The organism is Acinetobacter sp. TTH0-4, from assembly GCF_015602665.1.
Classification (GTDB): domain Bacteria; phylum Pseudomonadota; class Gammaproteobacteria; order Pseudomonadales; family Moraxellaceae; genus Acinetobacter; species Acinetobacter albensis.
This window is the reverse complement of record NZ_CP059079.1, coordinates 341,910-359,689: the sequence shown is the minus strand read 5'-3', so window position 1 is coordinate 359,689 and position 17,780 is coordinate 341,910. Positions and strand designations below refer to the sequence as shown.

Here is a 17,780-nt window from a genome sequence, read left to right as displayed (position 1 = left end):
CTACAAATTTGAAGAAACTGATAAAGAATAATGCATAAAAGCCCGCATATTTTAGCAAATATGCGGGCTTTTAGGGAAAAAATGTTTCTAAAATTTAAGGCATCACAAAGAAGCTGTTTGAGCTCGTTTTAACCAAGCCAATTCTATAGATTTTTCAATACCTTTGGCATTTAGCCCAGCCTGTTCCAACATTTGCGCATGTGAGGCTTGATGCATAAAAGTATCAGCTAAGCCTAAATTTAATATAGGTTTAATAATTTGGGCTTGGGCGAGATATTCATTCACTGCACTGCCTGCACCTGCCATCACGGCATGCTCTTCGACTGTCACAAATAAGTTCGTACTTTCTGCAAGTTGCGAAATTAAAACTTCATCTAGAGGTTTAATAAAACGCATATTGACCACACGCACGCCAACATCATGCCTCAATGAAAGCGCTTGAGCTGCTTCGATAGCCGCACTGACTCGACTCCCAAAAGCCAGAATACTGATTTGCTCATCGTGCTGTTCATTTAAACTTAATACGATTTCAGCTTTACCTAGGTCCAACGCTGTCAACTGTTGTTGAATTTGAACACCGATACCGTTACCACGCGGGTAACGTACTGCCGCAGGGCCGTTATATAAATATCCCGTATGTAACATTTGTCGACATTCATTTTCATCTTTAGGCGCCATAATCACAATGTTCGGCACAGTACGCATAAACGCATAATCATAAGCCCCTGCATGTGTCGGGCCATCTTCACCCACAAGGCCTGCACGATCTATGGCAAACGTGACATCCAAATTCTGTAGTGCAACGTCATGCACCAATTGATCATAACCACGTTGCAGGAATGTGGAATAAATTGCCACAACAGGTTTTAGACCTTCACAAGCCATACCCGCAGCTAAAGTCACCGCATGTTGTTCGGCAATAGCCACATCAAAAAAACGGGTCGGAAATTGCTTTGAAAATTGCACCATCCCCGAGCCTTCACACATCGCTGGTGTTATTGCAAGTAGTCGCTTATCTTGGGCAGCTTCATCACATAACCATTGCCCAAAGACATCAGAATATTTGGGTACTGTACTCACAGCAGTCACTGAATTAATTTTATTAATCGCATGGTATTTAATTTGGTCTGATTCGGCAGGGATAAAACCTTTACCTTTTTTGGTGTAAACGTGAATCAGACGTGGGCCTTTACGCTTTTTTAAAGCTTTAAAAACTTGCACCAACTGTACAACATCATGCCCATCGAATGGACCGAAGTAATCAAAACCAATCGCTTTAAATAAATTATCTGCTGCATCCGTGGCAGCACAATGTAAGCGTGAGTTGTACAACCACTCTGGATGAGGTTGTATATATGCTTCACCCGCATCACTAATATTAACCGACTCACCACGTGCCCAAATAGCAGCTAGATGTTTAGCAAATCCACCAGTACTGCATGAAATTGACATGTCATTGTCATTAAGTACCACCATTAAATCAGCTTGATGTGCCACTGCATCATTCATGGCTTCAAATGCCATGCCTGCTGTCATTGCGCCATCTCCAATAATCGCGACAACATCACAAGGATCGTTTAAATAGCGACGTGCCAACGCCATACCTAAACCTGCAGAAATAGCGGTTGAAGAATGCCCTACACCAAAAGTATCAAATACAGATTCTTCACGTGTTGGAAAGGCAGCCAAACCCGCTTTAGCACGGATGGTGGTCAGTTGTTCACGACGTCCCGTTAAGGCTTTATGTGGGTAAGCTTGATGGCCTACATCCCAAATTAAACGATCATGCGGAGTATTAAAACAATAATGTAAAGCAACGGTTAGCTCGATAACGCCCAAGTTCGCACCGAAATGCCCCCCACTTTGACCTGCTGCATACAAAATGTACTGACGTAACTCATCCGCCACTTTTTCTAATTGGTCGCGCTCAAGTAAACGTAATTGTTGCGGATGATCAATCGTATCCAGCAACGGTGTTATAGGGCGATGAGTAGGTATTTCTGTATACAACATATATGGCAAAGCCTTCTAAAGCCTGGCAAATCCTAAGCTAGGTAAAATGGGTTATTCGATCATCTAACCGAATTGTATCACCTTTAAATCAGCCACATTTCTAGCGATGCAGTTTTGAGGAATCCTCTCAACTGGGTGTTTATTCATAAATTCAGATTATCCTGAATAATCTTACTATTTATCAACTATTATCGTGTGCTTTATACAAAAAAGAAAATCTTATCCATATTTTCATCATACCAGTTCTACCAATGGGCACTCATTCAGCTATACTTTAACGCATTAATGAACTATTTAACGGGTTAAACAGTGCCTATAGCGTTTGTTGCAACATCGAGATTACCCACTGCTTTTGGTGAATTTAAAATTACAGTTTTTCAAGACCCAGAAACCGGCGAAGAACATGTCGCGCTTTCTAAGGGTTTAGATACTCCGCCTACAGGTCCTGTATTGGTTCGTATTCATTCTGAATGCTTAACCGGTGATGCCTTTGCTTCACTCAAATGTGATTGTGGTCCTCAGTTACAAGCCACACAAAAAATCATCAATGAATTTGGTCAAGGCGTTATTTTGTATTTACGTCAAGAAGGCCGGGGCATTGGTCTCACCAATAAAATTCGGGCCTATGCTTTACAAGATCAAGGACACGATACGGTTGATGCCAACCTCATGTTAAATTTGCCTGCAGACGCACGCAGTTATGATATGTGTACGATTATGTTGGAACATTTAAAAGTTAAACAAGTCAAATTAATCACCAATAATCCATCCAAAATTGAAGCATTAAAACAACTGGATATTGATGTGGTCGACCGTGTACCGCTGACTGTGGGTTTAAATCCGTTGAATGCCGATTATTTAAAAACCAAACATGAACGCATGTCGCACATGTATAAACAAGATGATTTTTAATTGATCCATTATTTTATTGATGCATTTAGCAAAGGATTTTAACAAGACAGCGTAAAATCCCTTACTTTTTTTATGACTTTATGTTTTGATGGTTTGAGTCCTTAAAATTGTGCTATAGAGGCTATCTATGCAGAACCCAAATTCAACTGATATTCAACGCGTTCGCGAATTTCTCCTCGATTTACAGTCACGTATTTGTGCCGCTTTAGAACAACAAGAATTACAGAGCAACAGTACTGCTCAATTTGAAATTGATGACTGGCAACGTCCTGAAGGCGGTGGTGGTCGTTCACGTGTTTTGCAAAACGGCGCTGCCATTGAAAAAGGTGGGGTGATGTTTTCTCACATTAATATTTCAAAGTTGCCAACGTCTGCTACAGAACGACATCCCCAAATAGCAGGGGCAAAAGCACAAGCGATGGGTGTGTCTTTGGTGATTCATCCTAGAAACCCACATATTCCGACATCCCATGCCAATGTCCGTTTATTTGTTGCACAACCAGAAGGTCAAGAGCCTATTTGGTGGTTTGGTGGTGGTTTTGACTTAACCCCTTTTTATGTCGATGATGCTGATGTTTTATCTTGGCATCAAAAAGCTCACGATCTTTGTGAACCTTTTGGCGAAAATGTGTATTCAGAACATAAAAAATGGTGTGATGATTATTTTTATTTAAAGCATCGTGATGAGCAGCGCGGTGTGGGCGGTTTATTTTTTGATGACTTAAATCAGTGGGATTTTGAAACCTGTTTTAACTATATACAAGCTGTAGGTAATGGCTATTTAGAAGCCATTTTACCGATTTTTCAACGCCATCAAAATCAAACCTATACTCAAGCACAGCGTGACTTCCAGCTATATCGCCGTGGACGTTATGTCGAATATAATTTGGTTTATGATCGAGGGACTTTGTTTGGCTTACAAACAAGTGGACGTATTGAATCTATTTTAGTCAGTATGCCACCGCTTGCGGCTTGGTCATATCGACCTGCGTGGGATCAAGATTCCGCTGAAAAACGTTTAGTCGATGACTATTTAAAACCGCGTGATTGGTTAAATGAACTCAAGTAAGCAGTTTAAAATAAATAACTTTTAAATGGGTTATTTTCAAGCATTTAGTTAGATCCTAAACTTCCCTTTTTCACTAGGTGACAAAGGGATATAAATTGGATACTTCTTTTATTTTCGTTTGATTATCATTTTAATCGCTCAAATAACAACCTGATCAAGCTATTCTCTCTTTATTTTTGTTGGTTTTTGCTATTGCCATATACGGAACCGACATATTTTCTTACAGCACTACACTCTTTAAATTTCATAAAATCGTTTAGACTGCCTGACACGATTGTTCCCCTGCCCGAATTTAAAACATGCATAAATTAAAAAACACCATGTTTTATGGAGCCTGTAATGCTAAATAAAATATTGAATCATAAAGTCTTTTTATTCTGGTCTATTCTGATCATGATCGTTTGCTCAATCACCATTACTCTGTCATCTGAAAACACACTCTCAGATAGCTTATCGATTACGTTCAGTATTTTCGCAAGTTTTGCCTTATTTTTTACCTCTGTTGTACTTTTAGAAGAAATGGTTCACGAAATCTGTAATCCTTAAAGATCTGCTATTCACTCTCTACATGTTTACTTCACTATTGAAATTTAAAACCGAGCACGCTTTTATTAGGGCCTGTTCTGCTTTATTCTGACTTTAGCCGCGTTTAAAAATCACGTATATTGATGACCATTTCCGCCTCTGGATATTCTGAAATGAGCAAACAATTTGCAGTGATTGGGCACCCTATCGAACAATCACGCTCACCTGAACTTCATCAAGCCTTTGCCCAAAAAACAGGAATTGAGCTGAGTTACACTAAACGACTTGCGCCACTTGATGGTTTTGAGGCCAGCATGAAGGCTTTTTTTACTGCAGGTGGAGCAGGCATGAATGTAACCATTCCTTTTAAAGAACAAGCCTTTGCCCAATGTCATGTTTTAACTGAACGTGCTCAAATCGCCAAAGCAGTCAACACCTTATGGATGCAAGATGGACAACTTTATGGTGACAATACAGATGGTCAAGGCTTGGTCGATGCTATTCAAGCCTTAGATTGGATACTGGAGAATACCAGTATTTTAATCATTGGTGCTGGAGGTGCAACACGCGGGGTCATTTATCCACTGGTTCAAGCTGGGGTCAGAAACATTGTCATTGCCAATCGAACTCTGGCACGTGCAGAACAATTGGTGGCCGATTTAAGAGAAAAAGTGCCAGAAGCGAGTCTCGCTGCAATTTCTTTAAATGATTTGAAAGGCAATTTTGATTTAGTGATTAATGCTACTTCTGCCAGCTTAAGCGGCGATGCTTTAATTTTACCTGAGAACTTACATTTCAAATATGCCTATGAAATGGCCTATGGCAAACCATCTAGCTTTTTGAATCAAGCTAAAAGCCGTGGCATTCCAACCTCGGAAGGGTATGGAATGTTAGTCGGACAAGCGATTGAGGCTTTTTATATTTGGAATGGCCTTAAACCGTCTTTAAAAGATTTTTTATAATTATAAGCTTTAAGTAAAAGGAACTTCATATGAAGCTCCTTTAAATACTTATATTTTTTTTAAGTCGCACGTATACAAAAATTATTGATTTTTAAACTCTACATATTTTTATTTAATCTCGCATTCCCTATTCAACCAACACCCTCTAGATAAATTTCATCAATTTTTTTAAATATTTTAATCCCTGATTTTTCAGGAAAATCTGATTTTTATGTAATAATTTACTTTAAAAATGCATAAATAAAATACCTCAATCCATCCTATAGTTAAGCATGATTAAATTTTTGGTTGGATTTAATGACAAGTTTTAGCTGATTGACGAGCTTCAAACCAAACCGATACAAAGTTAAACCGTTTATTTGCCTAATTTTTTTCTAAATGCCTTATATTATTGAGACTTAACGCTTAATCAATTCACATTATGGTTCAAAAATTTTCAACCGACTAAAGTCAAAAAAATATTTTTAGAAAGCCGATACAATTATTGTGATTCGCTTTTCTGACATTTTTATAAGGCATCATCATCAATGTATTTTAATGAACAATGTGAATAATTAAATCATCGATTTAGATAATCCAAAACTATTTCTACATTAGGATTAATTTTATGCCAGCTTATAAAACACCATTACGTGACATTCGCTTTTTAATGAATGAAGTCTTTGACTATCCTGCCCACTACAAAACGTTATCTAACGGTGAGTCTGCTGATGCCGATACTGTAGATATGATTTTGGAAGGCGCAGCAGATTTTTGTGAAAATGTGCTTTCTCCGATAAATCAATCAGGTGATGAAGAAGGTTGTCATTTTGAAAATGGCGTAGTCACTACACCAAAAGGTTTTAAAGAAGCGTATAAACAGTTTGTAGAAGGTGGATGGCAAGGTTTGTCTTATCCAGAAGAGTTTGGTGGTCAAGGTTTACCGATGTCACTTAACTTGGTTAAATCTGAAATGATGGGAACAGCCAACTGGTCATTTACCATGTATCCAGGTTTGAGTATGGGTTGTATGAATACCATCATGCAATTTGGTACAGATGAACAAAAAAATACTTATATGCCACATCTAACCGCAGGTACTTGGTCAGGCACCATGTGTTTGACTGAGCCACAATGTGGTACAGACTTGGGACAAGTTAAATCTAAAGCTGAACCGCAAGCGGATGGAACCTATAAAATCACAGGTACAAAAATCTTTATTTCTGCAGGTGAACATGACCTGACTGAAAATATTATCCATATTGTTCTAGCTCGTCTTCCAGACGCACCTGCTGGAACACGCGGTATTTCGCTGTTCATTGTACCAAAGTTCCTTCCAACTGCAGATGGCGGTGTGGGTGAGCGTAATCCAGTGAGCTGTGGCTCAATTGAACATAAAATGGGTATCCGTGCATCTGCGACGGCTGTTCTCAACTTTGATGCTGCTACAGGTTACTTGATTGGTGAAGTTAACAAAGGTCTACATGCCATGTTTACCTTCATGAATACCGCACGTATTGGCACCGCGGTACAAGGAATAGCACACGCAGAATTGGCATTCCAAGGTTCTTTACCTTATGCTAAAGAGCGTATGTCTATGCGTGCTTTATCAGGTAAAAAAGATCCTGAACAAGTTGCAGATGCCATTATTCATCATGCTGACGTACGTCGTATGTTATTGACTCAAAAAGCAATTGCTGAAGGTGGTCGTGCCATGATTTATCATGCAGCACAACTTGCAGATAAAATGGCGGATGCCTTATCTCAGGGTGACCAAGCCAAATTTGAAGATTACGATGATAAACTTGGTTTTTACACACCAATTTTAAAAGGTTTCTTAACTGAGTTAGGTTTAGAAGCTGCAAATCACGGCATGCAAGTATTCGGTGGCCATGGTTATATTAAAGAACATGGTATGGAACAAATTGCACGTGATGCACGTATTGCAACATTATATGAAGGTACGACGGGTGTCCAAGCTTTAGATTTAATTGGGCGTAAAGTACTGCTTTCATCTAAAGGTAAAGTGGTTCGTGACTATACGGCTGAAATTTTAAGATTCTGTGCGCAACATGCTACCAACAAATATATGCGCCGTTTTGCATGGGATTTAACCAAAATCTGTGCCCAATGGAATGCGTTAACTGTTCGAATTATGCTTGCAGCACGTAAAGACCGTGACATCGTATCTTCTGCATCTGTTGATTTCTTAATGTTCTCAGGCTATGCAATGATGGCATTTTACTGGGCACAGCAAGCAGCCGTTGCTTCTGAAAAATTAGCCTCTGGCACCGGTGCAGAAACGCCTGAGTTCTACAAAGCAAAAATTAAAGTGGCAGATTTTTATTTTGAGCGTTTACTACCGCGCTCACAAGGTCATGCAGAATCCATGGTTAATCCATCTCGTACCATGATGTCACTTGATGCAGAACATTTCAGTTTCGATTATTAATGTATAAATAGACATAAAAAAAAGAGCGCTTCGGCGCTCTTTTTTAATTTAATCGATTAACTCAAACTGGTTTTATCTTCATTGCATGAAACTCAATATTTCCGTAATCATCAGGCCGCCCACCGAATGATTTTTTCTCATATTCGGACTAAACACATCTTCATCACGAAAGATCTGCTCAAAAATTCAAATCATTTTTAGCAGGGCAAAGTCGTTTAGTTTTGAATAAATCGTACTAAAACGGATATACCGAAATTGTGGTACATAAGTGCCAGTTTGAAGTCACTCGAGAATAACTTCACTTTTAAGGATACAGCAGCATTTTCAATGTCTATTCTTTCTTATAAAAAATGATCCAATACCGAATTTAAAAATACATGTCCTTGCTCAGTACATGAAATTCGAGCTTTATCTTCAACCATCAACTTTCGTGAACGTAAAGAATTTAAAAGTTCGTCCAAGCGATCTAAACTTAAACCCGTTCGTTCTGCGTATAGTTGTGCATCAACACCTTGGTTTAAACGCAGTGCATTCATCATAAATTCAAATGGCATCTCATCAGCTTCAATTCGTTTAAACTGTATATGTTCTGCTGGAACTTTGGCTAAATAGTCTTTTGGTAAACGGGTTTTCTGAAAACGATAGACACCATTAGGCTGTGTCACTTTCCCATGTGCCCCTGCCCCAATCGCTAAATAATCGCCAAACTGCCAGTAATTCAAATTATGTACAGAGGGTCTTTCTTTACGCCAAGCTGACACTTCATAATTAACAAAACCATGGGCCTTTAAATACGCTTCACCCTGAATTTGGATCTCTTCTAGAACATCATCAGTCGGCAAAATTGGTTGAGTCCTGAAAAAAACAGTATTCGGTTCAATGGTCAATTGATACCATGACACGTGCGTCGCGCCATGTTCAACCGCCATTTTTAAATCATACAATGCTTGCTCTACACTCTGTTCAGGTAAGCCATGCATTAAATCGACGTTGATTCGCTTAAAACCGGCCTCACGCGCCAAATGAATTGCAGACACAGCATCCTGATTACTATGAATACGACCTAACTTTTGCAAATGCTCCGTATTAAAACTTTGCACACCAATCGACAAACGATTAATACCTGCCGCAAGATAGCCTGCAAAAGGATCATGCTCCACAGTTCCCGGATTAGCTTCTAGGGTAATTTCACAGTCATTTTCAAAAGCAATCATGTTTTTAAGTTGGTTAAATAACCACACATAACCTTTGGCTGAAATTAAAGACGGCGTACCACCACCAATAAATACACTGTGAATCTGGCGACCTTGAGCGAAATCCACTTGAGTCTTAAAATCTGCAACCAAAGCCTGTAAATACTCATGTTCTAAATCTAAAGATAATTTTCCATCTGGTACTGCATGCGAATTAAAGTCGCAATACGGACATTTACGCACACACCACGGCATATGAATATATAAAGATAAAGGAACAAGTGCAGGATTCAATTCAGCCAAGGAATAAGCTCAAAATAACAAAGAAACAGGAAATATATTTTAACATGACTGCATCAAGACACTAAGGAATACTCATTGTTATTGTTTTAGACTAAGAAAAATCCAACAAGAATAATGGCTTAATATGATGAAAATTTCTAGTCAACTTCTCTTCTTCTTGCCTCTTGCGATGGGTATTGGGATTGCCATGAGCTTGCAAAATGCTTTAAATACACAATTGAGAGAATATTTACATTCTCCACTGCAAGCTGCCCTTTTATCCTTTTTGGTCGGTACAATAGTACTTGCCCTACTGGTGTTTTTTCAATCCGTAGAAAAGCCCACTTTAAATACCCTCATTCAAATTCCTTGGTTTTTGTGGCTGGGTGGTTTTTTAGGGGTGTATGCCATTAGTTTAAGTATTTATGCTGTACCTAAACTTGGTTTTCTGACCCTAACGGGTGTGGTTATTTTTGGTCAAATTTCGATGTCAATGTTACTCGATCATTTTGGTTGGTTTGGCACTGAAAAAACACCGATTCACTGGCAACGTCTTTTAGGAAGTATCGTGATTTTTATTGGAGTATTTTTAACTCTGCAACGCTAAATATCATGACCTTTATTCATTCATAATGAGAATTTTTTGTGTCTAATGTCACTGCTTTAACGACAACCCATCGCTTTGAATTAAAAAAACTCTTTCATCTGATGATTCCTATTTTGGTGACACAGTTTTCCCAAGCAGGTTTGGGTTTAATCGATACCATTATGGCGGGACACCTTTCTCCAACTGATCTGGCTGCAATTGCGGTCGGTGTTGGGCTATGGATTCCCATCATGTTGTTATTTAGTGGCATCATGATTGCAACCACACCCTTAGTGGCTGAAGCAAATGGTGCGCGTACTCCTGAAAAAATTGCGACTATTGTGCGTCAATCCCTGTGGGTGGCTTTTATTTTAGGCGTAATTGCAGGTCTAATTTTACAAGTCATGCCTTTTTTATTGCCTATTTTAGGCGTGCCCGCAGCCTTATTGCCGAAATCTAGCTTATTTTTACATGCAATTGGTTTTGGTATGCCTGCAGTGACGATGTATGCCGCATTAAGAGGTTATTCCGAAGCATTGGGCTATCCAAGACCTGTGACTGCCATAAGTCTGGCTGCCCTGCTGGTATTGATTCCACTGAACTTTATTTTTATGTATGGCTGGGGTCCGATTCCTGAGCTGGGAAGTGCAGGTTGTGGCTTTGCCACCGCCATTTTACAATGGATTATGCTTTTGGTTTTAGCCACATATATCTTTAAAGGCAAAGCATATCGTAAAACCCAAGTGTTTGCGGCATGGGAAAAAATTGATTTATATTGGGTGAAACGGATTTTACAATTAGGTCTACCGATTGGTTTGGCCATATTTTTTGAAGTCAGTATTTTTAGTACTGCAGCAATTGTGTTGAGTCCTCTGGGCGAAACTTTAGTGGCTGCCCATCAAATTGCCATTTCAGTCACATCGCAACTGTTCATGATTCCAATGTCACTGGCCATTGCACTGACTATTCGTACTGGCACCTATTATGGCGAACAAAACTGGCAGGCCATGCGCAAAGTTCAATTTTTAGGTTTAATGACAGGCACAGTTTTCGCTTTAATGACTATGGCTTTAATGTGGCTGTTTCGCGCAGAAATCGTATCGATTTATACCTCCGATATTGAAGTCACACAAGTAGCGATGTATTTGATTTTATTTGCAATTGCTTATCAACTGATGGATGCTTGGCAAGTCAGTGCCGCAGGTTGTTTACGGGGTATGCAAGATACTAAAGGGCCCATGTGGATTACCATGCTTGCCTATTGGGTGATTGCTTTTCCAGTCGGAATTTATCTAGCCCGCTTTACCGAAATGAAGGCAGCAGGTGTCTGGGTCGGCTTAATTGTGGGTTTAACAGTGGCCTGTATATTATTGCTTAGACGTTTATATATGAATAACCAGCGCTTAATGCAGCAGCATTCCTAAGTCAATATAAACCTGTTAACGCGCTGTTTATCTCTAAAATTAAGCATCATGTAGGCGGCAAAAAATGCCGCCTTGGCACTGAAATTATCGAGCGGTTGTTTGAATACAACTCGTTTTTTTAGCCTTACCCAAATACAGGTGAATTTCATTCCTGTCATAAAACTCATGCACTGCTACTTTTTGAAAATTACATTCAAACAATGATTTAATCTGATTCATGAGTATCCATTGATTTTGCAGCAAGGCTTAAAGTATTAAGCTTGTTGAGATTCAAAAAATTATTCTACGCCTCACTCAAAACACATCACCTTGATCCTATAAAAAATAAAGTAGGTCTAGGTAAAATCCATGTTCATTCTGCTCAGTATATCCAGACACCAACAAAGCCTTAACATTTTAATATATGCAATTTAAGTTTTACCGCCTATGATCATTACACCCCATTTATGATGATCTCAAGGTATAGCGCATGGCAAAAACGGCTCGCACACCCGGTCGTCGTTTTATGAAACTGGCCAGCATGACGGCCAGTATCGCAACTAAAACGGTGTCAAATTCAATTAAAAACTTTAACGCCGATGAAGACACAAAAAATGCCGCCCGTAGTCAACTTTTTCAAGAGATTGGTTTAAAGGTTGCAGATACTTTGGGAGAAATGAAAGGGGCAGTCATGAAAGTGGGGCAAATTGCCTCACAATATAAAGATATTTTTCCACCAGAAGTTGCACGTGCAATCAGTAAATTGCAACGTCAAGCACCTGCCATGCCTTTTGCCGATATTAAAGCGCAAGTTGAAAAAGAACTCGGTAAGCCTCTTCATCAAATCTTTAAAGATTTTGAAGAACAACCCTTTGCTGCGGCCTCTATTGGTCAGGTACATAAAGCGACTTTGCCAAATGGGCAACAAGTCGTGGTTAAAGTACAATATCCGGGCGTAGATGAAGCCTGTGAAAGCGACCTTAAACAGGTGCGGTTGGCTTTACGTCTTATGGGTGTTTTAAAAATTGATCGCAAATTACAAGATCAATTATTTAAAGAAATTCAAGAAAGTTTAGACAATGAATTAAACTATGAAATTGAAGCACAGAATTTAGAAATAGCGCGTACTTTCCATCAAACCTTAGACAGTAAAATTATTATTCCACAAGTCTATAAAGACTATTCTTCTCGCCATATTTTAACTCTGAGCTTAGAACAAGGCGAGAGTATTGAAACGGCCAGTACTTGGTCGCAAGACATGCGTAATGAACTGGGACGACGTTTATTTAGGGCAATTGGGCAGGAAATTTTTTATTTAAAACGTTTCCATTGCGATCCACATCCGGGCAATTTTGCGTTTCGTGAAGATGGCTATGTCATTATTTATGATTATGGTGGCGTAAAAACATTATCCAGTGCAACCTTACAACATTTTAAAGATTTAATTCAGTGTGCACGTGAAGGCAATATAGTGGGTATAGAACAACAACTCGATGCACTACATGCCATTTCAGAACAAGGAAAATTCCCCCCTGAATTGTATCAACAATGGTTAGATGTCCTGATGCGCCCTCTGACGACTTTGTATGACTTTGCCGAAAATTCAGCACATCATGATGGGATGGAATTAGTCAAACCATCACTCAAATATTGGGATGTGTTCAAGCCCTCACCTGACACCCTAATGGTCAATCGCACCGTATCAGGACATTACTGGAATATGATTCATTTAAAAATGCATGACAATCTGAATGATGTATTTGATGAATTGGTTCCACCCCGCTAATAAAACAGATTTATCACCTAACCCTATAGTTGGGTGTGATTGATAAATAATTTGTTATGTTATAATATATCAATATTAAATTATTAGTGTGAAATTATTTATGCGCCCTAACATCCATCCAGCATACCGCGAGGTTTTATTTCATGATACCAATGCGGATGCCTATTTTATTATTGGCAGCACTTTAAACAGCCAGCAGACCAAAACCTATCAAGGCAAAGAGTATCCCTATATCACCTTAGATATTTCTAGCGCTTCGCATCCGTTTTATACGGGTGAACAACGTCAGACCAGTAATGAAGGTCGTGTGGCCAATTTCAATAAGCGTTTTTCACGTTTCAAACGCTCACAATAAGTTAATATTCAATTAAGTTTCAGTTGTTATTTTTTAATTACTCAGAAGCCTAAGCCTCCTCCTCCACTTAGGCTTCTTTTTTTATCTTTAAATTCATAAAAGCTATGGTTCTAGTGTTTATTTGCTATTTAAAATCCATTCAAATAAATAAAAGCCAGCTGCTAAAAAGAGGATCCCGACCACTACACTTGAAAGAGCATAGCCAAAAGCCAAACTCGCCTGTCCATGTTTTAATAACTGAAAAGTCTCCAGACCAAAACTTGAAAATGTCGTAAAGCCCCCCAAAATACCGACCATTAAAAATAGGCGTGCTTCATTTTGTAAAATGGGAAATTTTTGACTATAGGCAAAAAAAATGCCCGCCAATAAGCAGCCTAAAATATTAATACTCCAAGTTGCCCACGGAAATAAACTGTTCGGCTTTATTAAAAATACACCTGTGCCATAGCGAAGACTTGCGCCAATTGCACCTCCTAAAGCCACCCATAGCCAGCTCATTTATTTTTTCCTATTGAATGTTTTATATTCAGCGGATGATAAACCATAATGCTTTAATTTTGCATGAACGGACGGTGTTTACTCAGCCATGATGCGCAATAAAATTCACAAAAACTGTGATAGTCTTGGCTTTAAATTCACGATTTAATTGAGGACAATATGGCTCAGAATTTATTACAACAACTGAAAGCAAATGAAGTTAAATTTACCGATGTCATTGCTTATATTGAAGCACGTTATCATCATACCGCGACTGCATTTAAAAATGGGCAACACAGCAATGCTGCTAATGAAAATCAAGGGAGCGCCAAAGTATTTTCTTTTGCTCAACTGAATCATTTAGATCAAGCACAAACATTGAGTTTGTTCGCTGAACATTATGCTGCTGTGGTTGCTACTCCTGATGCCACTGATCACCAAAATATTCGCCAGTTTATGCAAAATGGTTGGGATGGCATTCAATTTGAAGGTCAGGCATTAACGGCAAAATAAGTCATTTTAAATAGTTCGATCAAAACATCCCTCTCGAATATCAAAAGGGATGTTTTTTTTACCCGCTCAATCATTCATAAAAACGATGAAACTCTTACTCTACACGACCATTCTTCAAGCGCATTTTTCTCCCAAGACCGTGCATGTTTGACACGAATTAATTCTTCACCCGGTTTTAAGGCAGTAAAACGGAATAGCTTTTCGCCTCCAGCTCCAAGTATAGGTTTTTGGCTTTTGACTTGATCCTGCTGATAAATTTCATCTACTTTAAAAATCTGCAGTGGCTTGACCACTTGCCAAATATAGCCCGTAGAGGGGTTTTCTGGAACAGTGAACATTAAGGTTTGTCCGACATTCATTTCGAGTAAATTGGGGCATTGTTGCTTAAGAGAATAGACATGGGTTTTTCCATCCACAGTTGGACTCATACTGCTACATCCCGCTAACCATAATCCAGAGAGTACAGCGCAACATATTGCTAAAGCTTTCATTATGGACTCATGTTTTAGTAAGATAAGTTTAGATAGTTTTTTAAATAATTAGCCTTTTACTTTTTCAATCCACTCAATTGAGCTGACCCTAAATAATTCACAAGCACCATCACCAGTATCGGTAGGTGTAAGAGATGACGTCCAGACTAAATCTTTATCTTTAATTTCAACCAATTCACCCTTTAAACGTACTAGATCACCACGTTTTACATTCTTAATTTGTTTAGCAATGTTTGGGTTGGCAGGGATAATGTGCATATTTGACACCATTTGCATGGCTTGTTCTTTAGGCACAGGTAAACGATCCATTTTCCAGTTTAAGTAACGGTCATATTGATTCACAGAAATATGTCGAGCAATTTCAGGTTCAGCAAATAATCCCCAACTCACCGCATAATCGATCGGAGAAAACTTGGCTTGCTCATCATTGTGATAAATTTTAGAACCTAAAATCCGAAAATCGCCTTTAAAAGGTTGAAGCATTTTAATGGATTGATCTTTGGCAAGCGGCGCCAAACCCTTTGAAATATTATGATCCACAGATGCACTTGCACTGACTTGCACCATTAAGGTTGCTAATAAAATACTGAATATAAAAGGTTTAATCATTTTTACGTCTTGCCATTTTTCTATTTACATTTTTTATTTTAAACAAAATAGATTAAATAACATCACAGGCTTGGTAACAATATAGAGCGATTTAGTCATTTTTTTGTCTTCTTGCTTCTTGTTATTATTCCCTACACTTAACAAATGATCGGAAATATTGAGCTTTCAATGATTTACCAATTTTATCAACAGCATATTTTTCCGCATGTACTGAATCAAGTTATGCAAATTCCAAGTCTAATGGATCAACGCAGAGAACTTTTATTACCAGTTTCGGGGCAAGTTCTAGAAATTGGTTTTGGCACAGGCATCAATCTACCTTTTTATCAAAATATTGAAACCTTATATGCGCTTGAGCCTAGCGCAGAAATATATCAATTAGCCGCACAACGTGTGCATGAAAGTGCTTTACAGCTTCAACATGTACAAGCTCGTGCTGAAAAACTACCTTTTGCCGATGCTAGTTTTGACCATATTGTCAGTACATGGACTCTATGCAGTGTTGATCATTTAGCACTGGCGTTAAATGAATTACATCGTGTCTTAAAACCAAATGGCATTTTGCATGTGCTTGAACATGTTGAATATCAAGACAATCTGGCGTTGCATTATTTACAAAATATAATGACTCCAATTCATAAAAGACTTGCAGATGGTTGTCATTTGAACCGTGATATAGAACAAGCCTTACTACAAGCGAATTTTAGCTTTAAAGAACAACACTATTTTGATGCAACGGGTATTCCTAAATTGGCACAACGTATGTTTTTTGCTCGAGCGCAAAAGAGACCAACCCAATCAGCTATCAAATCATCAACTGTAACTCAATAATCATCAGTCATTTAATCACTATAAAATTGCAGGATGAACGGAAAATCTTCAGCCATACCGATAAGCTCAACCTTCATTTAATCATCAAAATCAATACGGATGGTTTCAAAACGAACTCGACCGTTAGCAATTGCTTTGGCAATCGCCTGCTGTCCTTTGGTTAAGCGTGCCCCCCCACTTTTAATATCAATCAGTACGACTTCTATATCTTCTGCTCGGCCTTGACCATCGCGTAGGTCGGTATACCCATCAAAAACCACGTAATCCACAGGATCACCTAAAAATTTAGCATCACTCGGAAGATATTGAAATTCAGGCATAATCGGCGCCATTTGCTCAGCCATTTTACCCTTCAGGACGGCACGGCTGGTATTGACACTGCGTTTTTGAGCATGGATGAGCGCTTGCTGGTGCTCAAGTTCCAATTCTGCAATATATTGTTCATATTCTGCTTTGATCCGTCCATTACGGGTATTACTCAGAATCAGCGTGGTCAAAATCACACCTAGTCCTGCACCAATTAACATTGCCATCCAAATGGACATTATTTTTTCCTAAATCAAAAAAAAGCTGCGACAGATTTATCTTGCAAGACTTTGGTCACGTGTCATATTCATCGCATTAAACAATGATATGCTAGGTCTGAGCAGAATAAAATCGTTAGGGCCATGAAAACAATCTTAATTGCCAATCAGAAAGGTGGATGCGGAAAAACCATTACAGCAATTAATCTTGCTGCCGCTTTAGCACACAAAGGATATCGCGTTGCACTGGCCGATGCCGACAATCAAAAATCGACCTTACAATGGCTTAAACAGCGTCCAGATCATGTTGCACCGATTCAAAGTCTTGACTGGCGACATGAAAAATCCATTGGAGATGTGCCAAAAAATATAGAATATCTAATTATTGATGCACCTGGCGCTTTGTCTGGTGAACAGGCAGAACAGTTAATTAGTGAAGCACACGCGATTATTACACCTTTACAACCCTCATTTTTTGACATTGATAGTACACGTCGCTTTTTGAAACATTTACAAGATATAAAACGCATTCGTAAAGGTAAAGTTCAAATTTTACTGCTTGCGAACCGCGTTAAATCTAACAGCGCCAGTGCTAAAGAGATTCAGGAATTTTTTAGCAAAATCGATCAGCAACCAGTGGCTTGGATTTCTGAAAGAACGGCGTATGGTCAATTGGCCATGCAAGGTTTAACCGTATTTGATAAAACCCAAAAAAATTATTTGCTGATTCAACAGCAATGGCAACCCGTTTTAAACAGTATTATCGAAGATCCAGCAAAGTGGTTTTAATTTCATCAGCTAAGTAGTGTAGTGAATAA

At 38.7% G+C, this 17,780-nt stretch carries 17 protein-coding genes; 11 read left to right on the top strand and 6 right to left on the bottom strand.

The features are described 5' to 3' along the window. Positions 1-102: 102 nt before the first annotated feature. Positions 103-2,013, bottom strand: coding sequence for a 1-deoxy-D-xylulose-5-phosphate synthase (dxs, locus tag H0S58_RS01650; RefSeq protein ID WP_193889579.1), 1,911 nt, complete (start codon positions 2,011-2,013; stop codon positions 103-105). A 309-nt stretch (positions 2,014-2,322) separates the two neighbouring features. Between dxs and ribA the strand changes: the two genes are divergently transcribed. The 4 genes from ribA (at position 2,323) to H0S58_RS01630 (ending at position 7,912) form a co-directional block, all read left to right on the top strand. After that, on the top strand, positions 2,323-2,925 hold the full coding sequence (gene ribA, locus H0S58_RS01645; RefSeq protein ID WP_053579479.1) for a GTP cyclohydrolase II: 603 nt from the start codon (positions 2,323-2,325) through the stop codon (positions 2,923-2,925). A 127-nt stretch (positions 2,926-3,052) separates the two neighbouring features. Then, entirely contained in the window at positions 3,053-3,994 is a 942-nt protein-coding gene (gene hemF / locus H0S58_RS01640) for an oxygen-dependent coproporphyrinogen oxidase (RefSeq protein ID WP_195726960.1), read from the top strand. Between the two features lie 698 nt (positions 3,995-4,692). Continuing rightward, complete coding sequence (aroE, locus tag H0S58_RS01635) at positions 4,693-5,481, top strand: shikimate dehydrogenase (RefSeq protein ID WP_195726959.1); 789 nt, start codon at positions 4,693-4,695, stop codon at positions 5,479-5,481. 607 nt (positions 5,482-6,088) lie between these two features. Continuing rightward, on the top strand, positions 6,089-7,912 hold the full coding sequence (locus H0S58_RS01630; protein WP_053579475.1) for an acyl-CoA dehydrogenase C-terminal domain-containing protein: 1,824 nt from the start codon (positions 6,089-6,091) through the stop codon (positions 7,910-7,912). A gap of 341 nt (positions 7,913-8,253) precedes the next feature. On the opposite strand, the gene hemW is transcribed toward H0S58_RS01630, so the two are convergent. Then, positions 8,254-9,408: a radical SAM family heme chaperone HemW gene (gene hemW, locus H0S58_RS01625; protein ID WP_053579474.1), complete on the bottom strand. Its 1,155-nt coding sequence runs from the start codon at positions 9,406-9,408 to the stop codon at positions 8,254-8,256. A gap of 124 nt (positions 9,409-9,532) precedes the next feature. On the opposite strand from hemW, the gene H0S58_RS01620 reads away from it, so the two are divergent. From H0S58_RS01620 to H0S58_RS01605, 4 genes are all read left to right on the top strand, one after another. Further along, on the top strand, positions 9,533-9,994 hold the full coding sequence (locus tag H0S58_RS01620) for a DMT family transporter (protein ID WP_053579473.1): 462 nt from the start codon (positions 9,533-9,535) through the stop codon (positions 9,992-9,994). Positions 9,995-10,032: 38 nt separating this feature from the next. Continuing rightward, a complete protein-coding gene (locus H0S58_RS01615; protein WP_193889562.1) occupies positions 10,033-11,397 on the top strand; it encodes an MATE family efflux transporter in 1,365 nt (454 codons plus the stop codon). 469 nt (positions 11,398-11,866) lie between these two features. Beyond that, positions 11,867-13,162: an ABC1 kinase family protein gene (locus H0S58_RS01610; protein WP_193889560.1), complete on the top strand. Its 1,296-nt coding sequence runs from the start codon at positions 11,867-11,869 to the stop codon at positions 13,160-13,162. A 100-nt stretch (positions 13,163-13,262) separates the two neighbouring features. After that, the gene (locus tag H0S58_RS01605) at positions 13,263-13,517 is read left to right on the top strand and encodes a type B 50S ribosomal protein L31 (RefSeq protein WP_053579470.1); all 255 of its coding nucleotides are present in this window, start codon (positions 13,263-13,265) and stop codon (positions 13,515-13,517) included. A gap of 117 nt (positions 13,518-13,634) precedes the next feature. On the opposite strand, the gene crcB is transcribed toward H0S58_RS01605, so the two are convergent. Then, the gene (gene crcB, locus H0S58_RS01600) at positions 13,635-14,015 is read right to left on the bottom strand and encodes a fluoride efflux transporter CrcB (protein WP_053579469.1); all 381 of its coding nucleotides are present in this window, start codon (positions 14,013-14,015) and stop codon (positions 13,635-13,637) included. Positions 14,016-14,174: 159 nt separating this feature from the next. Here crcB and H0S58_RS01595 point away from each other — a divergent pair, with 159 nt between their 5' ends. Then, entirely contained in the window at positions 14,175-14,507 is a 333-nt protein-coding gene (locus H0S58_RS01595) for a HopJ type III effector protein (RefSeq protein ID WP_053579468.1), read from the top strand. A 74-nt stretch (positions 14,508-14,581) separates the two neighbouring features. On the opposite strand, the gene H0S58_RS01590 is transcribed toward H0S58_RS01595, so the two are convergent. Then, entirely contained in the window at positions 14,582-14,998 is a 417-nt protein-coding gene (locus H0S58_RS01590) for a protease inhibitor I42 family protein (protein WP_092718662.1), read from the bottom strand. A gap of 48 nt (positions 14,999-15,046) precedes the next feature. After that, positions 15,047-15,607: a hypothetical protein gene (locus H0S58_RS01585; RefSeq protein ID WP_193889546.1), complete on the bottom strand. Its 561-nt coding sequence runs from the start codon at positions 15,605-15,607 to the stop codon at positions 15,047-15,049. A 168-nt stretch (positions 15,608-15,775) separates the two neighbouring features. Between H0S58_RS01585 and H0S58_RS01580 the strand changes: the two genes are divergently transcribed. Continuing rightward, positions 15,776-16,438: a class I SAM-dependent methyltransferase gene (locus tag H0S58_RS01580; RefSeq protein ID WP_193889544.1), complete on the top strand. Its 663-nt coding sequence runs from the start codon at positions 15,776-15,778 to the stop codon at positions 16,436-16,438. A 77-nt stretch (positions 16,439-16,515) separates the two neighbouring features. Here H0S58_RS01580 and H0S58_RS01575 read toward each other — a convergent pair whose 3' ends face one another. Continuing rightward, positions 16,516-16,983: a Holliday junction resolvase-like protein gene (locus tag H0S58_RS01575; protein WP_053579464.1), complete on the bottom strand. Its 468-nt coding sequence runs from the start codon at positions 16,981-16,983 to the stop codon at positions 16,516-16,518. Between the two features lie 123 nt (positions 16,984-17,106). Between H0S58_RS01575 and H0S58_RS01570 the strand changes: the two genes are divergently transcribed. Continuing rightward, positions 17,107-17,751 carry a ParA family protein gene (locus H0S58_RS01570; protein WP_053579463.1) on the top strand — a complete coding sequence of 215 codons (645 nt, stop codon included), beginning with the start codon at positions 17,107-17,109 and terminating at the stop codon, positions 17,749-17,751. Positions 17,752-17,780 lie beyond the last annotated feature (29 nt).

Coding starts and splice junctions, on each gene's coding strand:
- dxs (WP_193889579.1), bottom strand. CDS start 2,013: ATGTTGTATACAGAAATACCTACTCATCGCCCTATAACACCGTTGCTG.
- hemF (WP_195726960.1), top strand. CDS start 3,053: ATGCAGAACCCAAATTCAACTGATATTCAACGCGTTCGCGAATTTCTC.
- aroE (WP_195726959.1), top strand. CDS start 4,693: ATGAGCAAACAATTTGCAGTGATTGGGCACCCTATCGAACAATCACGC.
- H0S58_RS01630 (WP_053579475.1), top strand. CDS start 6,089: ATGCCAGCTTATAAAACACCATTACGTGACATTCGCTTTTTAATGAAT.
- H0S58_RS01620 (WP_053579473.1), top strand. CDS start 9,533: ATGATGAAAATTTCTAGTCAACTTCTCTTCTTCTTGCCTCTTGCGATG.
- H0S58_RS01610 (WP_193889560.1), top strand. CDS start 11,867: ATGGCAAAAACGGCTCGCACACCCGGTCGTCGTTTTATGAAACTGGCC.
- H0S58_RS01605 (WP_053579470.1), top strand. CDS start 13,263: ATGCGCCCTAACATCCATCCAGCATACCGCGAGGTTTTATTTCATGAT.
- crcB (WP_053579469.1), bottom strand. CDS start 14,015: ATGAGCTGGCTATGGGTGGCTTTAGGAGGTGCAATTGGCGCAAGTCTT.
- H0S58_RS01595 (WP_053579468.1), top strand. CDS start 14,175: ATGGCTCAGAATTTATTACAACAACTGAAAGCAAATGAAGTTAAATTT.
- H0S58_RS01590 (WP_092718662.1), bottom strand. CDS start 14,998: ATGAAAGCTTTAGCAATATGTTGCGCTGTACTCTCTGGATTATGGTTA.
- H0S58_RS01585 (WP_193889546.1), bottom strand. CDS start 15,607: ATGATTAAACCTTTTATATTCAGTATTTTATTAGCAACCTTAATGGTG.
- H0S58_RS01580 (WP_193889544.1), top strand. CDS start 15,776: ATGATTTACCAATTTTATCAACAGCATATTTTTCCGCATGTACTGAAT.
- H0S58_RS01575 (WP_053579464.1), bottom strand. CDS start 16,983: ATGTCCATTTGGATGGCAATGTTAATTGGTGCAGGACTAGGTGTGATT.
- H0S58_RS01570 (WP_053579463.1), top strand. CDS start 17,107: ATGAAAACAATCTTAATTGCCAATCAGAAAGGTGGATGCGGAAAAACC.